This window comes from Cognatiyoonia sp. IB215446 (genome assembly GCF_033963825.1).
Classification (GTDB): Bacteria; Pseudomonadota; Alphaproteobacteria; order Rhodobacterales; family Rhodobacteraceae; genus Yoonia.
This window is the reverse complement of sequence record NZ_JAXBMD010000002.1, coordinates 1,225,398-1,245,172: the sequence shown is the minus strand read 5'-3', so window position 1 is coordinate 1,245,172 and position 19,775 is coordinate 1,225,398. Positions and strand designations below refer to the sequence as shown.

At 57.8% G+C, this 19,775-nt stretch carries 21 protein-coding genes; 12 read left to right on the top strand and 9 right to left on the bottom strand.

Annotated features, from left to right (window positions below; genetic code table 11):
• Positions 1-3 precede the first annotated feature (3 nt).
• The 5 genes from SLH49_RS13640 to SLH49_RS13620 form a co-directional block, all read right to left on the bottom strand.
• Positions 4-717, bottom strand: coding sequence for an ABC transporter ATP-binding protein (locus SLH49_RS13640; RefSeq protein ID WP_320269678.1), 714 nt, complete (start codon positions 715-717; stop codon positions 4-6).
• Entirely contained in the window at positions 714-872 is a 159-nt protein-coding gene (locus tag SLH49_RS13635; RefSeq protein ID WP_320269677.1) for a hypothetical protein, read from the bottom strand. The genes SLH49_RS13640 and SLH49_RS13635 overlap by 4 nt, the downstream gene beginning before the upstream one ends.
• Positions 869-1,654 (bottom strand): ABC transporter ATP-binding protein, encoded by a 786-nt coding sequence (locus SLH49_RS13630; RefSeq protein ID WP_320269806.1) that lies wholly within the window; start codon positions 1,652-1,654, stop codon positions 869-871. Before SLH49_RS13630 ends, SLH49_RS13635 begins: the two co-directional genes overlap by 4 nt.
• A gap of 91 nt (positions 1,655-1,745) precedes the next feature.
• A complete protein-coding gene (locus SLH49_RS13625; protein WP_320269676.1) occupies positions 1,746-2,930 on the bottom strand; it encodes an ABC transporter substrate-binding protein in 1,185 nt (394 codons plus the stop codon).
• Positions 2,931-3,089: 159 nt separating this feature from the next.
• Entirely contained in the window at positions 3,090-4,091 is a 1,002-nt protein-coding gene (locus tag SLH49_RS13620) for a GlxA family transcriptional regulator (RefSeq protein WP_320269675.1), read from the bottom strand.
• 194 nt (positions 4,092-4,285) lie between these two features.
• On the opposite strand from SLH49_RS13620, the gene SLH49_RS13615 reads away from it, so the two are divergent.
• The gene (locus SLH49_RS13615; RefSeq protein ID WP_320269674.1) at positions 4,286-5,656 is read left to right on the top strand and encodes a class II 3-deoxy-7-phosphoheptulonate synthase; all 1,371 of its coding nucleotides are present in this window, start codon (positions 4,286-4,288) and stop codon (positions 5,654-5,656) included.
• On the opposite strand, the gene SLH49_RS13610 is transcribed toward SLH49_RS13615, so the two are convergent.
• On the bottom strand, positions 5,657-6,295 hold the full coding sequence (locus tag SLH49_RS13610) for a PAS domain-containing protein (RefSeq protein ID WP_320269673.1): 639 nt from the start codon (positions 6,293-6,295) through the stop codon (positions 5,657-5,659).
• 214 nt (positions 6,296-6,509) lie between these two features.
• Between SLH49_RS13610 and SLH49_RS13605 the strand changes: the two genes are divergently transcribed.
• From SLH49_RS13605 to SLH49_RS13595, 3 genes are read left to right on the top strand one after another with little or no spacing between them, the layout of a single operon-like run.
• Positions 6,510-7,400, top strand: coding sequence for a YicC/YloC family endoribonuclease (locus SLH49_RS13605; RefSeq protein WP_320269672.1), 891 nt, complete (start codon positions 6,510-6,512; stop codon positions 7,398-7,400).
• 4 nt (positions 7,401-7,404) lie between these two features.
• Positions 7,405-8,043, top strand: a complete 639-nt coding sequence (gmk, locus tag SLH49_RS13600) for a guanylate kinase (protein WP_320269671.1) — start codon at positions 7,405-7,407, stop codon at positions 8,041-8,043.
• Positions 8,040-8,558, top strand: a complete 519-nt coding sequence (locus SLH49_RS13595) for a gamma carbonic anhydrase family protein (RefSeq protein ID WP_320269670.1) — start codon at positions 8,040-8,042, stop codon at positions 8,556-8,558. Before gmk ends, SLH49_RS13595 begins: the two co-directional genes overlap by 4 nt.
• Before the next feature lie 18 nt (positions 8,559-8,576).
• On the opposite strand, the gene SLH49_RS13590 is transcribed toward SLH49_RS13595, so the two are convergent.
• Complete coding sequence (locus tag SLH49_RS13590; protein WP_320269669.1) at positions 8,577-8,984, bottom strand: hypothetical protein; 408 nt, start codon at positions 8,982-8,984, stop codon at positions 8,577-8,579.
• Positions 8,985-9,135: 151 nt separating this feature from the next.
• Between SLH49_RS13590 and SLH49_RS13585 the strand changes: the two genes are divergently transcribed.
• The 8 genes from SLH49_RS13585 to SLH49_RS13550 all read left to right on the top strand — a co-directional run bounded on the left by SLH49_RS13585 (position 9,136) and on the right by SLH49_RS13550 (position 17,100).
• On the top strand, positions 9,136-10,164 hold the full coding sequence (locus SLH49_RS13585) for a sensor histidine kinase (RefSeq protein WP_320269668.1): 1,029 nt from the start codon (positions 9,136-9,138) through the stop codon (positions 10,162-10,164).
• 129 nt (positions 10,165-10,293) lie between these two features.
• Positions 10,294-11,322, top strand: a complete 1,029-nt coding sequence (locus SLH49_RS13580) for a substrate-binding domain-containing protein (protein ID WP_320269667.1) — start codon at positions 10,294-10,296, stop codon at positions 11,320-11,322.
• Positions 11,323-11,452: 130 nt separating this feature from the next.
• Entirely contained in the window at positions 11,453-12,934 is a 1,482-nt protein-coding gene (gene pstC, locus SLH49_RS13575; protein WP_320269666.1) for a phosphate ABC transporter permease subunit PstC, read from the top strand.
• Positions 12,931-14,271, top strand: coding sequence for a phosphate ABC transporter permease PstA (gene pstA / locus SLH49_RS13570; protein ID WP_320269665.1), 1,341 nt, complete (start codon positions 12,931-12,933; stop codon positions 14,269-14,271). The genes pstC and pstA overlap by 4 nt, the downstream gene beginning before the upstream one ends.
• Positions 14,272-14,283: 12 nt before the next feature.
• Positions 14,284-15,084 carry a phosphate ABC transporter ATP-binding protein PstB gene (pstB, locus tag SLH49_RS13565; protein ID WP_320269664.1) on the top strand — a complete coding sequence of 267 codons (801 nt, stop codon included), beginning with the start codon at positions 14,284-14,286 and terminating at the stop codon, positions 15,082-15,084.
• A gap of 11 nt (positions 15,085-15,095) precedes the next feature.
• Entirely contained in the window at positions 15,096-15,806 is a 711-nt protein-coding gene (gene phoU / locus SLH49_RS13560) for a phosphate signaling complex protein PhoU (RefSeq protein ID WP_320269663.1), read from the top strand.
• A gap of 5 nt (positions 15,807-15,811) precedes the next feature.
• Positions 15,812-16,498 (top strand): phosphate regulon transcriptional regulator PhoB, encoded by a 687-nt coding sequence (gene phoB / locus SLH49_RS13555; protein ID WP_320269662.1) that lies wholly within the window; start codon positions 15,812-15,814, stop codon positions 16,496-16,498.
• A gap of 107 nt (positions 16,499-16,605) precedes the next feature.
• Positions 16,606-17,100 carry a GNAT family N-acetyltransferase gene (locus SLH49_RS13550; protein ID WP_320269661.1) on the top strand — a complete coding sequence of 165 codons (495 nt, stop codon included), beginning with the start codon at positions 16,606-16,608 and terminating at the stop codon, positions 17,098-17,100.
• Between the two features lie 26 nt (positions 17,101-17,126).
• Here SLH49_RS13550 and gndA read toward each other — a convergent pair whose 3' ends face one another.
• Positions 17,127-18,536, bottom strand: a complete 1,410-nt coding sequence (gndA, locus tag SLH49_RS13545) for an NADP-dependent phosphogluconate dehydrogenase (protein WP_320269660.1) — start codon at positions 18,534-18,536, stop codon at positions 17,127-17,129.
• A 92-nt stretch (positions 18,537-18,628) separates the two neighbouring features.
• Positions 18,629-19,606, bottom strand: coding sequence for a calcium/sodium antiporter (locus SLH49_RS13540; RefSeq protein WP_320269659.1), 978 nt, complete (start codon positions 19,604-19,606; stop codon positions 18,629-18,631).
• Between the last annotated feature and the right edge of the window lie 169 nt (positions 19,607-19,775).

Below are 19,775 nucleotides of genomic sequence, written 5' to 3'. Positions count from 1 at the left end.
GCTTCATCCGCCCAGAAAACTCCGCCGCACTTCGGGATCGGCCAACAGTTCCTTCCCTGTCCCGGTATGCGCATTGCGGCCCTGCACGAGCACATAGGCTTTGTCTGCGATCTCAAGTGCTTGGCGGGCGTTTTGTTCGACCATCAGGATCGGGATGCCGGTGCGGGCGACCTCAATGATGCGGTCGAAAAGCTCGTCCATGACGATGGGAGAGACACCGGCAGTGGGTTCGTCCAGCATCAGCACCTTGGGCTGGGTCATCAACGCGCGGCCTACGGCGACCTGCTGGCGTTGTCCGCCGGAAAGCTCTCCTGCCGCCTGATGGCGCTTTTCCTTCAGGATCGGGAACAAGTCATAGACCTGTGCCATCGTGTCGCTGAAATCGTCGCGTCGGATGAAGGCACCCATTTCGAGGTTTTCCTCGACCGTCATCGAGGTGAAGATATTGGCCATCTGCGGCACGAACCCCATACCCTTCACAACCCGTTCCTGCGGAGAGAGGTGGGTGATATCCTCGCCATCCAGCCGCACCGCACCCTGATTGACGTTCAGCATGCCAAAAACGGCCTTCATCGCGGTGGATTTGCCTGCCCCGTTAGGGCCCACGATCACGGCAATCTCGCCCTTTTCGGCGGCAATCGTGCAGGCATGCAGGATATCAGGACCCTTGCCATAACCGCCGGTCATGGCCTCCCCGATCAGGAACGGCTCACTCACTGATTGATGTACTCCGCGAGGAACGGCGCATAGGTGGTCAGCGTGTCGCGCATCAGCGCCTGTTCGGTCGGGTCCGCGTGGTTGATATAGATGTAATACAGCGTTCCGGCGGCCCCCAGCAGGGCCCCAAATAAGACGGTGAGAAGGAATTTCATAGCGCGCTTACCTTGTCCTTGTTCTTTAATCCGGTGCCGAGATAGGCTTCGATCACCTGTTCATTGGCCTTGATCTCTTCCAAGGTCCCTTCGGCCAGCACATGCCCCTCGGCCATGACGATGACCGGGTCGCAGAGCTTGCCGATAAAGTCCATGTCATGCTCAATAACCACAAATGTATAGTTGCGTTCTTGGTTCAGGCGGATAATTGCGTCCCCGATTGTGTTCAGAAGGGTACGGTTTACGCCTGCGCCGACCTCATCAAGGAACACAATCTGGGCATCGACCATCATGGTGCGGCCCAGTTCCAGCAGCTTTTTCTGCCCACCAGAGAGGTTGCCCGCCTTTTCATCTTTGAGATGTTCGATAGTGAGGAACTCTATCACCTCGTCGGCTTTCGCTCTCAGCGCGCGTTCTTCCTGCGCGATGCGGCGGCGCCCGAACCAGGCGTTCCAGAGGCGCTCACCCGATTGGTCGCCCGGGACCATCATCAGGTTTTCGCGCACGGTCATCGACGAAAATTCGTGCGCGATCTGGAAAGTGCGGAGGAGGCCCTTGTGGAAAAGCTCATGCGGCGGCAGACCGGTGATGTCCTCGCCGCGCAGGGTTACGCGACCAGAAGTTGGCTCAAGAGCGCCTGCTATCACGTTAAAAAGCGTGGTTTTTCCTGCGCCATTTGGGCCGATCAACCCGGTGATTGTGCCTTCATTGATCGTCAGAGACGCGCCATCGACGGCACGAAAGCCGCCAAAGGTTTTAACCAGGTCTTCGACAACGATCATTGATGTTTCCTGCATGCCACGCCCCGTGGCCGCTTTTGCAAAACGGCGCGAGGGCGATACCCCCGCGCCGCTTGAAGATCAAGTGCCCGGTTTAGCGGAATTTGATCGTGGAGTAGACACCATCGGAAAACTCGATTTCCTGATAGTTGCCTGCTGACTCGCCGGGGCCGATCAGTTCGACGGCAGAGGCACCGACATAGTCGATGTCTTCACCAGCCGCGATCAGTTCAAGCCCACGAGCCAGTTCGCCGGGCATGATCTCGATACCGGGGGCGTTGGCCACGTCAAAGACGTGATCCTTGAATTCTGCCGGATCGGTGGAGCCCGCCTTTTGCATGGCCAGCATGATCAGTGCTGCGGCGTCGTAGGATTCGGGTGCGAAGGCGCTGGTGCCGTCAAAGCCCGCACCTTCAGCCATTTCGACGAATTTGCCCGCACCGGCGTTATCTGTGCCGGGATAGGCACCGAAAGAGCCGTTGAGTTCTTCACCGAAATTGTCGTTCAGTACAGAACCCACCATGCCGTCGGGCAGATAGAAGGTGTCGAAGGCCCCGGTATCAAGAGCGGAGCGGATGATGCCGGAACCGCCCTGATCGACATAGCCCGCAACCACGAGCACTTCACCACCAGCAGAGGCGAGGGCGCCAACTTCAGCAGAATAGTCGGCCTTGCCGTCTTCATGCGCGGCAGAGATGGTGACGGAGCCACCAGCAGCCTCAAACGCAGCCTGGAACGCATCTGCTAGACCTTTGCCGTAGTCGTTGTTGGTGTAGGTCAGGGCAACTTCGCTCACGCCGCGATCTTGCAGGATCTCGGTGATGATCACGCCCTGGCGCGCGTCGGACGGGGCGGTGCGGAAGAAGAGGCCGTCATCTTCGGCAGTGGAGAGGCCAGGGGATGTGGCCGATGGTGAAATCATTACAACGCCGTTGGGGCGTGCCACGTTCTGCAGGATCGCCCCGGTAACGCCGGAACAATCCGCGCCCATAATGGCATCGACCTCGTCAGATGTGATCAGGCGTTCAGCGGCAGCTGTCGCGGCACCCGCATCGATGCAGGTACTGTCACCGCGCACCGACGTGACGGTGGCACCGTCAAGAAGCGCACCGGACTCAGTGACCTCCTGCATCGCCAGTTCCGCGCCGGCACCCATGGCAGGGGTGATCGATTCAAGTGGTCCGGTAAAACCGAGGATCACGCCAATCTTGACATCTTCGGCATGCACAGCGCCCGCCATCATTGCGACCGCGCTGGTCGCCATGAGCAGTTTCTTCATATTTATTCTCCCTATCGGATTTCTTTATCCTGCGGCGCAGATTAGCAGGCCGTTTCCAAAAGGAAAGCGTGAACCAGAAGGGAAACCGCCCGAAATTTGAAGGTTTTGCGGGCCAATGATCCAGCGATACCCCAAGGGGCGCAGGCATTGTGCTCAGTGTCAGACGGACAGGCGCGCGCTATGGCTGCCGCGCTCACGATAGGGGGTCGTGTCGTAGTGCGAGCGGTAGCATTTGGAAAAATGCGACGGGGATGCAAAGCCGCAGGCGAGCGCCACATTGATCACGGTCATATCGGTTTGCATCAATAGGTTGCGCGCCTTTTGCAGTCGCAACTCCATGTAGTAGCGCTTGGGGCTGCGGGACAGATAACGCCGAAAGAGCCGTTCCAGCTGCCGCGTCGACATGCCCACATCGCGGGCAAGGATCGCGGGACTGATCGGCTCTTCGATATTCTGTTCCATCATCTGAATCACGCGGCTGAGTTTGGGGTGCCGGACGCCGATCCGGGTCGGGATCGACAGGCGCTGCGTGTCCTGATCGGTGCGAATGGAAGAATAGATCAGAATGTCGGCGACGGCATTCGCAAGCTCTTCCCCATGCTCATCGGCGATCAGCTTGATCATCAGATCGATCGAGGCTGTTCCGCCCGCCGTTGTAATGCGCTGACCGTCGATCACAAAGACCGATTTTGTCAGCTCAACCTCTTCGAATTCTTCGGCGAAACTATCCTGATTTTCCCAATGGATGGTGGCCTTTTTGCCGTCAAGCAGACCGGCCTTGGCCATCGTGTACCCGGCTGTGCATAGCCCGGCGATGCGCGCGCCGCGCCGGGCCTCGCGCCGCAGCCAGTTTAGCACCCGCTTCGTGGTCGCGACTTGCACGTTGATCCCACCGCAAAGCATGATCGTATCGTCACGCTCCAGCTCAATCAGATCGTCAGCAACCCGGAAAGAACAACCGTTCGAGCAAGTCGCTTCCTCACCGCCTTCGGCGATGATCTTCCATGTGTAAAGCTCTTTGCCCGCCGTCCGATTGGCGATGCGCAGGCTTTCGAGGGCGGCTGCAAAGCACAGCATCGTGAAATCATCCATCAGGACAAAGACGAAACGGCGCGGTTTGCCGCTGTGGTCAACGTCGATGATCTGGGGTTCGATCGTCATTCTGGCTTTCCGGCGAGCGCTTTTTGATGACAGACCACATCAGTTTTGGCTGTTCCCTTCAAGAGGGAAAGTCACTTGCCGGGCTGGCTTTTTGATCACATGGTGCCCGCGCATTTTGCCATTGGCGCGACTGTGTGGGCAGGCTATACGGACACCCTGATAACGCTAACCTCTCTTGGATATGGAGCAAGACAATGACCGACTGGCAAAAATCTGACTGGCGCAGCAAGCCCCGGATTCAGATGCCTGACTATACCGATGCAGCCGCCCTTCGCGCTGTTGAGGCGCGTCTTGCCGGTTATCCCCCCTTGGTCTTTGCCGGTGAGGCGCGACGTCTGAAGGCAGAGCTTGCCGCAGTCAGCCGGGGCGAGGCGTTTTTGCTGCAAGGCGGTGATTGCGCGGAAAGCTTTGCAGAGTTCTCAGCCGACGGTATTCGCGACACATTCAAAGTGATGCTGCAGATGGCCGTGGTGCTGACCTACGGCGCCAAAGTGCCTGTGGTCAAAGTGGGCCGCATGGCCGGGCAGATGGCGAAGCCCCGTTCAGCACCGACTGAGACCGTGGATGGTGTGGAACTGCCCAGCTACCGCGGTGACATCATTAACGGCTTTGACTTCACTGAAGATAGCCGTGTGCCTGATCCTGAGCGTATGTTGCAGGCCTATCTGCAAGCAGCGGCAACGCTGAACCTATTGCGCGCTTTTTCGACTGGTGGTTTTGCAAATGTGCATGAGGTCCATAAGTGGACGCTCGGCTTTACCGATGCAAACGAGGTCAAGAAATACAGCGATATGGCCGAACGGATCAGCGATACGCTTGACTTCATGGAAGCAGCCGGTCTGACGACCGAAACGAACCATGAGCTGCAGACGGTTGATTTCTACACAAGTCATGAAGCGCTGCTTCTGGAATATGAAGAGGCTTTGTGCCGGCTCGATTCCACATCCGGCAAGTGGCTCGCCGGTTCTGGCCACATGATCTGGATCGGCGACCGTACGCGCCAGCCTGACGGCGCGCATGTGGAGTTCTGCAAAGGCGTGCAGAACCCGATTGGCCTGAAATGCGGGCCCAGCATGACCAGCGGGCATCTGAAATCGCTGATGGCTTCACTGAACCCCGACAACGAGGCGGGGCGTCTGACACTGATCGCGCGCTTCGGTGCGGGATCTGTTGGTGAGCACCTGCCGCGCCTGATCAAGGCGGTTCAGGAAGAAGGCGCAAATGTTGTCTGGACCTGTGATGCGATGCACGGCAACACGATCAAGTCGTCGACTGGTTACAAGACACGGCCCTTTGAAAGCGTGCTGCGCGAGGTGAAGGAATTCTTTGCCGTCCATAATGCTGAAGGCACGGTGCCTGGCGGCGTGCATTTCGAAATGACCGGCAAGGACGTGACCGAATGCACTGGCGGCGTGCGTGCTGTGACGGATGAGGATTTGTCGGACCGGTATCACACCGCCTGCGATCCGCGCCTGAACGCCTCGCAGTCGTTGGAGCTTGCTTTCCTCGTTGCCGAGGAGCTGTCTGCCCGCCGCAATAACCTGCAGCAGGCGAAGGCGGGTTAACTACCCGTTATTGACGACCAAACGCAGGGCCGGGCGCGCAGCGCTCGGCTCTTTTTTCGTCTGGCGTGGCGCCGTTTGGACGCTGGCGAGCTGTGGGCGCAGCGGATCGTTCCGGATCGCCTTACCGGGCTGAATCTGAAAACGCCGGGGGCGGTTGCCCGGTGCATCATCGGTCACAAGCGCGCCAAGAATCCGTGTTGTTTCACCCTTTGCGTCGAGCAGCGGCAGAAGCAGCATCGTCCCCGTCAGTTCCTGGCGCAGGATCGTGCCCGGCGACAAAAGAGGGATGGCGACAATTGCAGGTGTGGTAAACGCCGTCTCGATCAGTTCGGCGATCTCCTCGCGGGCCTCTGGCAGGATCAGCGTGCTGATCGGCATACCGCGCGCATCCATTTTTAGCAGTTCGTGCAGGTTCTGCCCTGCAACCCGCATCCGGGCGACGCCGGGCGCCACGCGCTGCAGAATAAAGGCATGTGGCAGCGCATCGTCGATCTGGCGCGGTTCGATATCGTTGCGCGACGGGATCTTCTGCGCATGGCGCAAGTTCTGCCAGTACGCCTCAAGGCTATTAAGCGTTGCATTATTCGCACCCGCCTTGTCAGAGCGTCGCCGTGTCGGAATATCACTCACACTTGTCATCTTGACCTCAATTGAACCTTGGCTGCCCCTGGGGTGGAGCGATACCAGCTTTACGTTAAGAGGAATTTAACAAACCTTACCGCCTCGTTCACTTAATAAAGTGTAAAACGGTTAATGCTTGCTGAAGAGGAGCCGATGCATTGCACCTGCTCTTGCCCATCGTTGCGGTTTTCACGTAGGTGCTTGCGAAGGTTTTCAAGCACCGGGGCCGCCGATGATCAGATCTATGACCGCTTTTGCCAGCCGTGCCGGCACATCCGGGGCGACATCATGGCGTTGGGAAATGCGGGGCGTGAACGCGCGTGGTCTCGATTTGCGGCTGCGTTTGCCCGACGGGCTGACAGCGCTTGAAGCACCTTTGCGCTCCGCTTTGCAGGCGGGGTTGGCACGGGGAAATGTGACACTGAATTTACGGCTGAACCGTGAAGAGGCGTCCGAGACGCTCAGCGTGGACGAGACCCAGCTTGAGGCCGTGCTCAGCGCCCTTGACCTTGTGCAAGAACGTGCGTTTGCCATGGGTGTGACCCTGGCGCAGCCTCATGCGGCGGATGTCCTGTCACAGAAGGGCGTGCTGACTAATGCCACCGCTGAAGAGGATGACGAGGCGCTGGCTGCGGCCCTGCAAGAAGACTTTTCGCAGCTTCTGGCCGAATTCATCCACATGCGCGAAACCGAAGGGGCCGCGCTCAAGGCGCTGATCACAGGGCAACTTGATCAGATCGCGGATTTGACCGCGGCGGCAGCCAAGGCCGCGGCTGAGCGGGTGCCGCAGACGCGCGAGAACCTGAGCGCCGCTTTACGCCGCGTGGTTGACGATGTGGCTGAGATTGATCCACAGCGCATCGCGCAGGAACTGGCGCTTTTGGCGGTCAAGGCCGACGTAACCGAGGAGATCGACCGTTTGGGTGCCCATATCGCTGCAGCGCGCGATTTGCTGAACAATGACGGTCCCGCCGGGCGCAAGCTTGATTTCCTTGCACAGGAATTTAACCGCGAGGCCAATACATTGTGCTCAAAAGCGCAGTCGAAGGACCTGACGGCGATTGGCCTTGATCTGAAGGCGGTCATCGATCAGATGCGCGAACAAATTCAGAATGTGGAGTAGCGTGATGCCCCGACGCGGCCTTTTGATTATCTTGTCTTCGCCATCGGGGGCGGGCAAATCCACCCTCGCGCGGCGGCTACGTGCCTGGGACGACACATTGCGTTTCTCCGTTTCGGCCACCTCGCGGCCACCCCGTGAAGGCGAGGTGGACGGGCAAGACTACGTCTTTGTCTCGGTGTCCGGATTTCAGCAACTGGTGGCGGAGGGGCAAATGCTGGAACATGCGCAGGTGTTCGGCAATTACTACGGCTCGCCCAAGGCACCGATCCAGACCGCGATCGAGAAGGGCTGCGATGTGCTTTTCGACATCGACTGGCAGGGCGCACAGCAGATCAGCAATTCGGCCTTGCAGGAACATGTGCTGTCGATCTTCATCTTGCCGCCCTCAATCACCGAATTGCACCGCCGTCTGGTCAGCCGAGGCAAAGATGCGGATGATGTGATCGAAAAGCGGATGCAGAAAAGCTGGGACGAGATCAGCCATTGGGATGGCTATGATTACGTGCTGGTGAATGATGACCTCGACCAGACCGAGGCGGATCTGAAAACGATCATCAGTGCGGAACGGCTGCGTCGGTCACAACAACCGCAATTGGTGGACCATGTGCGCAGCTTGCAAGCGGAATTCGGAGAACGGGTATGAGCCTTTATGGATTGGGTGAGGTGCAGCCGGATGTGGCCGCGGATGCTTGGGTCGCGCCGGGCTGTTATGTGATTGGGCGCGTCACGCTGGCGGCGAAATCCTCCATCTGGTTCGGGTCCATCCTGCGGGGTGACAACGAACTGATCAGTGTTGAGGCGGGCAGTAATATTCAGGAAAACTGCGTATTGCACACAGATATGGGCTTTCCCCTTACCATTGGTGAAGGCTGCACGATTGGCCACAAGGCGATGCTGCATGGTTGCACGATTGGCCAGAACAACCTGATCGGCATGGGGGCCACGGTGCTGAACGGGGCCGTGATCGGTGAGAATTGCCTGATCGGTGCCGGGGCGTTGATCACCGAAGGAAAGACGATCCCAGATGGCTCTTTAGTGATGGGTGTACCGGGGAAAGTTGTTCGCGCGCTGGATGATGCCCAGATCAACGGGCTCCGCGCGTCGGCCCTCCATTATCAGGAAAACGCTGCCCGCTTCATGCGGGATCTGCATCAGTAAACGATGACCGGTATTGCCCTAGCCGTCATTCGCGGCGGGCGGAGGCGCGCGCAATACCAGTAATCCAAAATCAAGTTCATCCGACAAAGATTTTATTTCCCGCGTGATAAGAGGTGCGTCGACCTCCTGGTCAGTGATCGCGCGATACTTGCCGCGGTAGCTGCAGGTGATCAGCTTCAGCGCGACATCAACGGCATCGAAAGTGTCCGCGACCAGGGCAGACAAGACGATGTCCGGATTGACCCTCTTCAGAAGGTCTGCGTCGAGCGCGTCAATCTGGGCAAAGTCCACATCGCCCGCATCAGCCATGCGCCGCCCTTCAGCCGCCCAGCGTTCCAGATCACCGATCACCAGCGTGCCGCGTCCGGCAGCGTTGAGGATTTCAGAGTGCCAGTGGACGGATTCTGGCGCGTTTTGTCCCGACATTTGGTCCTCAATATTCATTTGTCGCTGACAATTCGTTATCGAAATCAGGGCGTTAGAAGCATTGCCTTCCGTGCCGTCAAAAATAATATGCGTACATCGTGTCAGCGATGTAAGAGTGAGTGGGAGCATCACTATAACGTGAGGTCGAGCCGTGACATTAGAGCAAATTGCCGCAGTCATTGATGCACTGCCGTTGCCTGTACTGATTGTTGGCCCCGACGAGCGGGTGCGCGTTGCCAACGAACCGCTTGAGGCGATTTTGGGCCCGGACTTGGTGGGCAAGCACTACATCACCGCGTTACGTCAACCTGCGATTATCGATGCGATTGCGAAGGTGCGCAGTACTGGTGGCGGCGCGGTGACACGATTCGTTGGGCGCGACGGTGATAAGGACACCACTTACCGCGTGTCCTTAGCCGAAGCGGGCGGGGATACCGTTCTGACATTTGAGGACCAGACCGCCGCCGAGGATGCCGGCAAAATGCGCCGGGAATTTGTCGCCAATGTCAGCCACGAATTGCGCACACCACTCACGGCCTTGCTAGGCTTTATCGAGACGCTCAGCGGTGCTGCGCGCGAGGATGCTGCTGCGCGCGACCGGTTTCTGGGCATCATGGCGCATGAGGCCAATCGGATGACGCGGTTGGTCGATGACCTGCTGTCGCTCAGCCGCGTAGAAGAGGATGAGCGGGTGCGCCCGCGCGAACATGTCGATCTTGGTGCGCTTTTGTCGTCGGTGATCAAGGGGCTAGAGCCGCAGGCGGAAAGCGCTGCGGTTGAAGTGAAACTTGACCTGCAAAGCAGTGACGAGATGGTGCCAGGTGATGCGGGGCAATTGGTGCAGGTTTTCACTAATCTCGTGGAAAACGGGATTAAATATGGGGCCGCCGGGAAGGAAATCCTCGTGACTCTCTATCCCAAATCCATACACAAACGTCTTCGGGGCGAGGGGGTGGAAATCCGGGTCGCTGATAAGGGCGAGGGGATCGCGTCACATCACCTTGCGCGCCTGACGGAGCGATTCTATCGCGTCGACAACCACAGGTCGCGTGAAGTGGGTGGCACGGGGCTGGGTCTGGCCATCGTCAAGCACATTGTGAATCGCCATCGGGGGCGTCTCTTGATCGAAAGCGAAGAGGGGCAGGGCACGCAAATCTCTGTTTTTCTTCCAACAAATTAGAAGCAAATTCACTGTCATAAAACTTTTACAAGACTGTCACAAAAGCATCGCGTGAGGTTCGTTAGGACCGCGCATGAAGGTTGGGCGGCGCGCGCGCGACCTTATTGTTTGACTGACAGGAGTGATTTGATGTCGATCATGAAACTGACCGCGACAACCGCGGCCATTGCCCTTACTGCTACGACAGCACTTGCACGTGACAACGTTCAGGTTGCTGGTTCTTCTACCGTGCTGCCTTACGCTTCGATCGTTGCAGAGGCATTCGGTGAGAACTTTGACTTCCCCGCACCTGTTGTTGAGTCAGGCGGTTCTTCGGCTGGTCTGAAGCGTTTCTGCGAAGGTGTTGGCGAAAACACCATCGATATCGCAAACGCATCCCGCGCGATCCGCGAGCGTGAGATCGCTGAATGCGCCGAAAACGGCGTGACAGACATCATCGAAGTGCGCATCGGCTATGACGGCATCGTCTTTGCATCGCAGACGGGTGGCCCCGCTTTCACGGCGTTTGAGCCTTCCGACATCTTCAATGCACTGGCCCCACAAGTGATGGTGGACGGAGAGTTGGTCGATAACCCTCATACAAGCTGGTCTGACTTCAACCCAGATCTGCCTGATGCAGAAATCCTGGCCTTCATCCCGGGCACCAAGCATGGCACACGCGAAGTGTTCGAAGAAAAAGTGATCGCTGCTGGTTGTGAAGCCACTGGCGCATTTGACGCCATGATGGCTGCTGGCATGTCTGAAGACGATGCAGAAGATGCATGTCTGGCTGTGCGCACCGACGGTAAATCTGTCGACATCGACGGTGACTACACAGAAACGCTGGCACGTATCGATGCAAACACAAACGGCATCGGCGTGTTTGGTCTGGCTTTCTATGAAAACAACACAGACAAGCTGAAAGTGGCGACAATGTCGGGTGTTGAGCCAACAACGGAAACCATCGCTGAAGGTGTGTACCCTGTGTCGCGCCCATTGTTCTTCTACATCAAGGCGGCTCACCTGGGTGTGATCCCAGGCCTGCAGGAATATGCTGACTTCTTCGTTTCTGACGAAGTGGCTGGCCCATCCGGCCCACTGGCTGCTTACGGTCTGGTGTCTGACCCAGAGCTGGCTGGGACGCAGGAAGCAGTCGCAAGCAACGTGACCATGAACTAATCGCCAAATGGTGATTGGTCGGCCTCGCTTTGTGTGAGGCCGACCAGATTTCTCTTAAGTCATACTGCAGCGATTTGAACTGCTTGCCCCATAAGGGCGAAAACGAAAAAGGGCCGCAGGGGGACAAGACATGTCGAATACGCTGATTTTGCTGATCATTCTTGGTCTGGGCGTTATTGGATTTTTCCTAGGCCGTACCCGCGCAATTGCTGTCGCAGATGGTGACGCGCGCAATCTGCACTCACTCCCGTCCTATTACGGCGCAAATGTGGGGCTGAACGCGATTGTTCCTGCGGCATTGGCACTGTTCGTCTGGCTGATTGTCCAGCCCTTCATCATCAACAACTCCGTTTCAGGCATGATCAGCGATCGCAGCATCGAGCGTGGCGGTTCGCTGAGCCTCGTGATGTCGGACGTGCGGCGCGTTGCTGAGGGCCTGGACACTGCCGTTGCCGAAGGTGCGATGACCGAAGAGATGGCATCAGACATTCGCGTCGAATTCACCAATGTGCGTGAACGGTTGGCGGATGTCGGTGTGGCACTTGGTTCTGACGTGACATCCGACACCTTGCGCGCCGCACAGCGGTACCGCGCAATGGCGGGCACGGGAAACATCCTGAAGACGCTGGCGATCCTGGCGATATCGATTGCTGGTCTGGCGATATCATGGCGCCTTGTGACGCCCCAGTTCCGCGCCAGAAATGTGGTCGAGAATGGCATATTGCTGGTCCTGATCGCGGCCGCGTCCATTGCCATCCTGACGACGGTTGGGATTGTGCTCTCACTGATCTTCAACACCTATGAGTTCTTCAGGCTGTATCCGATCACGGACTTCTTCTTTGGTCTCTCCTGGGCGCCGAGCTTCTCGGGCCGTGGTGGGTCATCGGAATTAGGGATCATCCCACTTCTTTGGGGGACGCTTTACATCTCGGTCATCGCGCTCTTGGTGGCCGTGCCGATTGGCCTTTTCGCGGCGATTTATCTCTCGGAATACGCGTCCAAATCTGTCCGCGCTTTCGCCAAGCCAATGCTGGAGGTGCTGGCTGGTATCCCCACCATTGTTTATGGTCTGTTTGCGCTTTTGACTGTCGGGCCGCTCCTCGTCAGCGTGTTTGGCGATGACGGTGCGTTGGGTGTGGACTGGATGGCAGGCGGCACAGCGGTGATTACCGCGGGGCTTGTGATGGGCATCATGCTGATCCCGTTTGTCAGCTCGCTTTCCGACGACATCATCAACGCGGTTCCTCAGGCGATGCGCGACGGATCGCTTGGCCTGGGCGCGACACATTCCGAAACCGTGCGTCAGGTCATCATTCCCGCTGCCTTGCCGGGGATCGTCGGGGCGGTGCTGCTTGCTGCATCGCGCGCCATTGGCGAGACGATGATCGTGGTGTTGGGGGCAGGGGCCGCGGCACGCCTCTCGCTCAACCCGTTTGACGCCATGACAACCGTGACCGCCAAGATCGTCAGCCAGTTGACCGGCGACAGTGACTTTGCCTCGCCCGAGGCTCTGGTGGCCTTCGCCTTGGGGATCAGCCTGTTCGTCGTCACCCTCGGGCTGAACATCTTCGCGCTATACATCGTGCGCAAGTACAGGGAGCAGTACGAATGACCGACGCGACATCCAGTGCACCTGCCGCGGCACCGTCTCCGGCACAACATGCATCCTTGTTATCCGAATCTCCACGGATGAAAAAGCGGAACGCGGCCGAGACCCGGTTCAAGATGTACGGGGTCATCGCGATCTCAATCGGTTTGGCGTTCCTTGTTTTTCTTGCGTATTCCATCCTGCGCAATGGCATCCCGGCATTTACGCAAACGGTGGTGAACGTCGAATTCACCCTGACGCAAGAGCAGTTCGATGATGCCGAAAGCAAGCTTCTGAAGACCGCCGCTTACACGGATATCTTTGTCGAGGGCGTTACGGCGCAGTTTCAGGAAAAGGGCCTTAACGTTGAATTTGACGGCGACACGATTGAGCGTCTTCTGGGCAAGGTCGGTGGCGATCTGCGCACATTCTACCGTGAGAACCCTGATCAGATCGGCCAGCCCGTGCAGCTGCAATTGCCTGCTGCCAGCCGCGTCGAGCGTTATCTGCAAGGGCGCCTGACCCGCGATATGGTGGTTGATGGTCGTTTCCTTGAAGTGGCCGACCTGGATGTGGTCGACGTGATGGTCGATGCGGGCATTATCGGCAGCGCGTTCGACTGGAACTTCATCACTGGCACCGATACCGGCGTGGACAATCCGGGCGGTGCGGGGATCGGCGCGTCGGTCATCGGATCGTTTTTCATGATGCTGGTGGTGCTGTTGCTGTCGCTCCCCATCGGGGTGGCCGCATCGATCTATCTTGAGGAATTTGCGCCGAAGAACAAGTTCACGGACCTCATTGAGGTCAATATTTCAAACCTCGCTGCGGTCCCGTCGATTGTATTCGGTATCCTGGGCCTTGCCGTCTTCATCCAATTCGCGCACCTGCCGCAATCCGCACCTCTCGTGGGTGGTTTGGTGCTGACGCTGATGACCTTGCCTACAATCGTGATCTCAACCCGCGCATCGTTGAAGTCGGTGCCGCCATCGATCCGCGACGCGGCGCTTGGCGTGGGTGCGTCGAAGATGCAAGCCGTGTTCCACCACGTGCTGCCATTGGCGATGCCGGGCATTCTGACGGGAACGATCATCGGGCTGGCGCAGGCCTTGGGTGAAACCGCACCGCTTTTGCTGATAGGCATGGTGGGTTATGTGGCTCGCGAATATCCGGACGGTCTGACATCCGGACTGCTTGACCCGAACTCGGCCATGCCCGCACAAATCTACACTTGGGCGGCCCGTTCGGACGAAGCATTCTTTGAGAAAGCATGGGGCGGGATTATCATCCTTTTGATCTTCCTGCTGACGATGAACATCATCGCGATCATTCTGCGCCGCCGCTTTGAACGGCGCTGGTAGGAGGGGCTGACAATGGAAGATATGATACATGTGGATCGCGCAATGAGTACGCAACAGGACATCAAAATCTCGGCCCGAAAGGTGCAGGTGTATTACGGCGATACACATGCCATCAAGGATGTCGATGTCGATATTGACGATAAGACGGTCACTGCTTTTATTGGCCCGTCAGGTTGCGGCAAGTCCACTTTTCTGCGCTGCATCAACCGGATGAACGACACAATTGATGTGGCGCGCGTGGAAGGCGATATCCTGATCGACAACGAGGACATCTACGACGCCAAGGTCGATCCGGTGCAGTTACGCGCCAAAGTCGGGATGGTGTTTCAAAAGCCCAACCCGTTCCCGAAGTCGATCTATGACAACGTAGCTTACGGGCCGAAAATCCACGGGCTCGCCCGCAACAAGGCGGAACTTGACGAGATCGTTGAACGCTCGCTGAGCAAGGCCGCTCTCTGGGACGAGGTCAAGGATCGTCTCGACGCACCGGGAACAGGTCTTTCGGGCGGTCAGCAGCAGCGCCTTTGCATTGCGCGGGCTATTGCGACAGCACCAGAGGTGCTGCTGATGGACGAACCTTGCTCTGCACTGGACCCGATTGCCACGGCACAGGTCGAGGATCTGATTGACGAGCTACGCCAAAGCTTTTCGGTGGTGATCGTCACCCACTCGATGCAGCAGGCCGCACGTGTCAGCCAGAAGACCGCATTCTTCCATTTGGGGAACCTTGTGGAGTACGACGCCACCGACAAGATCTTTACCAACCCGCAGGATCCCCGGACCGAAAGCTACATTTCCGGGCGGATCGGGTAAGGAGCAGTTTGATGAACGAACAACATATTTCATCGGCCTATGACCGCGATCTTGAGGGGATCACGACCCTCATCATGAAGATGGGCGGTCTGGTCGAAGAGGCGATATTGAAAGCGGCGAAATCGCTGGCCGAACGTGACGTGGAACTGGCCGAGGAAGTCCGTGCCGGTGACCGCGCCATTGATCAGTTGGAAGAGCAGATCAATGAAGAGGCGGCACGCACCATCGCCTTGCGTGCGCCCGTTTCTAAGGACTTGCGGTCCATTCTTACAGTGCTTCGCCTGGCCGCGTCGCTGGAACGGATCGGCGATTATGCGAAAAACATCGCCAAGCGCACCAGCGTGCTGGTCGAGATGAGCCCGGTCAGCGGGTCCGACGCCGCTTTGCGCCGGATGGCGCGTGAGGTTGAGGCGATGCTGAAAGACACGCTTGACGCTTACTTGCGCGGCGATATCGATCTGGCCGAAGACGTCCGGCAGCGCGACCACGAAGTGGACCAGATGTATAACGCGCTGTTCCGCGAGTTTCTGACTTTCATGATGGAAGATCCGCGCAACATCACCTCATGCATGCATCTGCATTTCATGGCGAAGAATATCGAACGGATGGGCGACCTGACGACCAATATGGCCGAACAGGTAATCTATCTGGTATCCGGCGAACTGCCTGACGAAGCACGCCCAAAAGGTGACAAAACGGCATACGTGACTGACCCGAGCTAAGACCAATGGCACAACAACCTCATGTTTTGATTGTGGAAGACGAAGCCGCACAACGCGAAGTGCTGGCATACAATCTCGAAGCCGAGGGGTTCCGCGTGACCCGCGCGGAAAACGGCGAAGAGGGGATGATTTGTGTTGATGAAGACACGCCGGATGTGATCGTGCTCGACTGGATGATGCCGAACCTGTCGGGGATTGAGGTATGTCGGAGGCTGAAGATCAAGCCAGAGACGCGCGCGATCCCGATCATCATGCTCTCGGCCCGGTCAGAGGAAGTGGACAAGGTACGCGGCCTTGAGACCGGTGCCGACGATTACGTCGTCAAACCGTATTCCGTGTCCGAACTGATGGCCCGTGTGCGCACGCAATTGCGCCGCGTGCGTCCGGCGACAGTGGGGCAGGTGCTGACATTTGACGACATCGTGCTTGATGCAGAAACCCACAGGGTGACGCGCAACGACAACCCACTGAAACTCGGCCCGACAGAGTTTCGCCTGCTCACCACATTCATGGAAAAACCTGGCCGCGTCTGGTCACGCGACATGTTGCTCGACCGGGTCTGGGGGCGTGACATTTATGTGGATACACGCACCGTGGATGTCCATGTGGGACGTTTGCGCAAAGTGCTGACCCAGCATGGCGGCAGCGACCCTGTAAGGACCGTGCGTGGGGCAGGGTACGCCTTAGGATAACTGAAATGGGCTGGTTCCGCGCTTGTGATCGGTCGTAAGTTCGAGGGCACACTCTTGGGCCCGATGGGCTGGTTGCGTCCACGGTGACTTGAACATAGCGTTGGTGGATGGATTTTTCGGTCGAAATCGCGACAGACCAGCAGGCTGAACAGATTTGTGCGATCTGGGAAAGTGGTTGGCACGACGCTCACAATGGAATTGTGCCTCAAAGACTATGCGAGTTGCGCACGACCAAGAGCTTCATCCAACGCACTGCTGACAATCTTGATAACACGCGTGTTGCAATAAATGCGGGTACAGTGCTCGGCTTCAGTATTGTTAAGGAAGACGAACTATATCAGATGTATGTCTCCCAAAAAGCGCGGGGTAGAGGTGTCGCCCAAGCTCTGATGAGCGATGCAGAGAACCGCATTCGGACCAATGGGCACAACAGGGCTTGGCTTGCATGCGCGGTTGGAAACCAGAGGGCAGCGCGTTTCTATGAAAAGTCGGGTTGGGTCAACGCTGGCCCGGAAGTCGTCGATCTCGACACATCGACAGGCACATTCCCGTTGGAGGTTTGGAGATTTGAAAGAAGCCTTAACCAGACCAATGTCGGCTAAGCTTGCTCAGCAAACTGCAGCCACGTTCATCCCTTTGATCCGTTACCCCAAGGCCCATGATGTCCCTCTCCACCGTCGATGCGGGCGAAGCCGTGGGCACCGAAAAAGTCCCGTTGTCCTTGGATCATGTTGGCGGCGCCGCGCGCCGTGCGCATTGCATCGAAATAGGCAAGCCCAGATGAGAGCGCGGGCATCGCGATGCCATGTAGTGCGCCTTGCGCGACGACCTGCCTGAGCGCATTATGTGTTTTCTTGATTTTTTCTGAAAATAGCGGAGCAAAAATGAGGTTCATTTTCGCATCTGCGGCAAGAGCTGTGGCCATATCGTCGAGCATCGCCGACCGGATGATGCAACCCGCGCGCCAGACCTTCGCGATCTCGGGCAGGGGCAGGGCCCAGCCAAACTCCTCGGACGCCTTGCTGATCATCTCAAAACCTTGCGCATAACACATGATCTTGCCCGCGATCAGCGCCTGTTCCAGCGTTTCGGTTGCCATCATGTCATGGGCAAGCCGGTGCGGTGCCGCGCCGAATGTCTCTTCGCCCAGCGCGCGATTGTCGCGCTGTGAAGACAGGTTGCGGGCGACAACAGCGGCCTCGATCGCAGGGATGGGCGCTGCGAGGTGCTGTGCCTCAATCACCGTCCAGCGCCCTGTACCTTTTTGGCCTGCCGCATCAACGATGACATCCAGCATCGGTTTGCCGGTTTCGGGGTCAGTGGTGTGAGCCACTTTGCCCGAAATCTCGATAAGGTAGGATTTGAGCGAACCCTTGTCCCACTTGGCAAATACATCACCCACCTCTGCCGCACTCATGCCAAGACCGTCACGCATCATCCCGTAGATCTCTGCGATCATCTGCATATCGGCATATTCGATACCGTTATGGACGGCCTTGACGAAGTGACCCGCCCCATCCTCACCCATCCAGGTGGCGCAGGGGGTGCCCTGATGCTTGGCCGAGATGGCCGTCAGGATATGTGCGACGCGATCCCAATGGGCGCGTTTCCCGCCGCCCATGATAGACGGGCCAAAGCGCGCCCCTTCCTCGCCGCCTGAAACGCCGATGCCCAGAAACGGCCCTTCGTCCGCCGCAGCGCGCCGGTTCGTGTCGTGAAAGTTCGCATTGCCCGCATCGATGATCACGTCGTCATCGTCAAGGAGCGGGCGGAGAGCCGCGATCTGATCATCAACGGCTTGTCCCGCAGGCACCATCAGAATGATGGCACGCGGTTTCTTGATGGCCTGTACCAGTTCTTCAAGTGTCTCAGTCGCGGTAATCTTTGAGGCAAGCGCACCTGCATCGTCTTTGAACCGCTTGGTTGTGGAGGTGGTCCGGTTCCAGACGGCGATGTCAAAGCCGTTATCCGCGATGTTTAGTGCCAGGGCCGCGCCCATTGTGCCAAGGCCGATCAGGCCAATTTCTGAAGTGCTCATATACGGGCAGGGTCCTTCATGTCAGTTTCGCACTTGGTATAGGCGCTGACAGTCAGGATGCAAACGGGCCGTCAGAGATTTCCGCAGTCCAGTTAGGCGATCATCTTGGGCACAAGATATTGGGCCGCCACAAAGCCGATATATGCGGTCACCATTACATAGCCTACGACCCGTGTGATCTTGCCAACCGCCAGCATCCAGACCACGAAACCCAATGTCACCGTAACCACCGCCCACATCTGAACACCTGCCAGAACCGGATCAACCTCAAGCGGTTTGACGATTGCCGTGAGGCCGATGATGGACAGGATGTTAAAGGTGTTAGAGCCGATGATGTTTCCCAGGATCAGACCGACGGAATGCTTGCGCGCAGCTGCGATGCAGGTGGAAAGCTCGGGCAGGGAGGTGCCGAAGGCCACAACGGTCAGCCCGATAATCGCATCTGGCACCCCAATGATGGTGCCTGTGACAACGGCCCCCTTCACCAGCATTTCAGAGCCAAGCGCAAGGGCGGCCAGACCACCCAAAAGGATCAAAAGCGCCATGCCTATCGTTGCGATGCCGCCCGCTGCATCGTCGTCATCGTCTTCTTCCAGCACGAGCGTGTTTGTCGCGTATTGATAGCCGACAAAAGCTACCAGAATGCCGAACATGATCAGGCCCAGCAGGAACGAGAAGATGCCGGTCATCATGCCGTAGACCAGAATGGCCGTCGCCAAGAGCATCATAACAAGGTCCTTCATGAGGTCCTTTGCCTTGCCTTCGACGTGAAAGACGATACCCGTTGCCCCCAGAACAAGCAGGATATTCGCGATATTCGATCCAAGGACATTACCCAGCGCGATACCCGGATAGCCGGTGAGGTTCGCATTCACCGAGGTGAAAAGCTCTGGCACAGATGTTCCGAACGAGATGATCGTGGCACCAATGAAAAGCGGTGACAGCCCCGTGCGTTCGGCGATAAAGACCGCCGCCTCAATCGTCCAATCCCCGCCTTTGATTAGCAGGAAAAGGCCAAACATGATGGCGCCAGCCGCCAGTACGAACAGGTCGTAGTTGGGAAGTTCCAAGAGCTTGCTTCCTGATCAGAGGGTGGATGCTGTCACGGGGTGAGTGGCCTCACCAAGAACGTGTTTGGCCATGGCGCCGTCTGGCGTCGCACTCTGCAACATGGTGATACCCCTTCCCTGATCCCGGCCGCCTCTGCGATGCGTTCTTGCCGCCTGCCAATGCCCTAAC

Bases quoted from the DNA above. Each gene is read 5' to 3' on its own strand.
- SLH49_RS13635 (WP_320269677.1), bottom strand. From the start codon at position 872: ATGAAATTCCTTCTCACCGTCTTATTTGGGGCCCTGCTGGGGGCCGCC.
- SLH49_RS13630 (WP_320269806.1), bottom strand. From the start codon at position 1,654: ATGATCGTTGTCGAAGACCTGGTTAAAACCTTTGGCGGCTTTCGTGCC.
- SLH49_RS13625 (WP_320269676.1), bottom strand. From the start codon at position 2,930: ATGAAGAAACTGCTCATGGCGACCAGCGCGGTCGCAATGATGGCGGGC.
- SLH49_RS13620 (WP_320269675.1), bottom strand. From the start codon at position 4,091: ATGACGATCGAACCCCAGATCATCGACGTTGACCACAGCGGCAAACCG.
- SLH49_RS13615 (WP_320269674.1), top strand. From the start codon at position 4,286: ATGACCGACTGGCAAAAATCTGACTGGCGCAGCAAGCCCCGGATTCAG.
- SLH49_RS13610 (WP_320269673.1), bottom strand. From the start codon at position 6,295: ATGACAAGTGTGAGTGATATTCCGACACGGCGACGCTCTGACAAGGCG.
- SLH49_RS13605 (WP_320269672.1), top strand. From the start codon at position 6,510: ATGATCAGATCTATGACCGCTTTTGCCAGCCGTGCCGGCACATCCGGG.
- gmk (WP_320269671.1), top strand. From the start codon at position 7,405: ATGCCCCGACGCGGCCTTTTGATTATCTTGTCTTCGCCATCGGGGGCG.
- SLH49_RS13595 (WP_320269670.1), top strand. From the start codon at position 8,040: ATGAGCCTTTATGGATTGGGTGAGGTGCAGCCGGATGTGGCCGCGGAT.
- SLH49_RS13590 (WP_320269669.1), bottom strand. From the start codon at position 8,984: ATGTCGGGACAAAACGCGCCAGAATCCGTCCACTGGCACTCTGAAATC.
- SLH49_RS13580 (WP_320269667.1), top strand. From the start codon at position 10,294: ATGTCGATCATGAAACTGACCGCGACAACCGCGGCCATTGCCCTTACT.
- pstC (WP_320269666.1), top strand. From the start codon at position 11,453: ATGTCGAATACGCTGATTTTGCTGATCATTCTTGGTCTGGGCGTTATT.
- pstA (WP_320269665.1), top strand. From the start codon at position 12,931: ATGACCGACGCGACATCCAGTGCACCTGCCGCGGCACCGTCTCCGGCA.
- pstB (WP_320269664.1), top strand. From the start codon at position 14,284: ATGGAAGATATGATACATGTGGATCGCGCAATGAGTACGCAACAGGAC.
- phoU (WP_320269663.1), top strand. From the start codon at position 15,096: ATGAACGAACAACATATTTCATCGGCCTATGACCGCGATCTTGAGGGG.
- phoB (WP_320269662.1), top strand. From the start codon at position 15,812: ATGGCACAACAACCTCATGTTTTGATTGTGGAAGACGAAGCCGCACAA.
- SLH49_RS13550 (WP_320269661.1), top strand. From the start codon at position 16,606: ATGGATTTTTCGGTCGAAATCGCGACAGACCAGCAGGCTGAACAGATT.
- gndA (WP_320269660.1), bottom strand. From the start codon at position 18,536: ATGAGCACTTCAGAAATTGGCCTGATCGGCCTTGGCACAATGGGCGCG.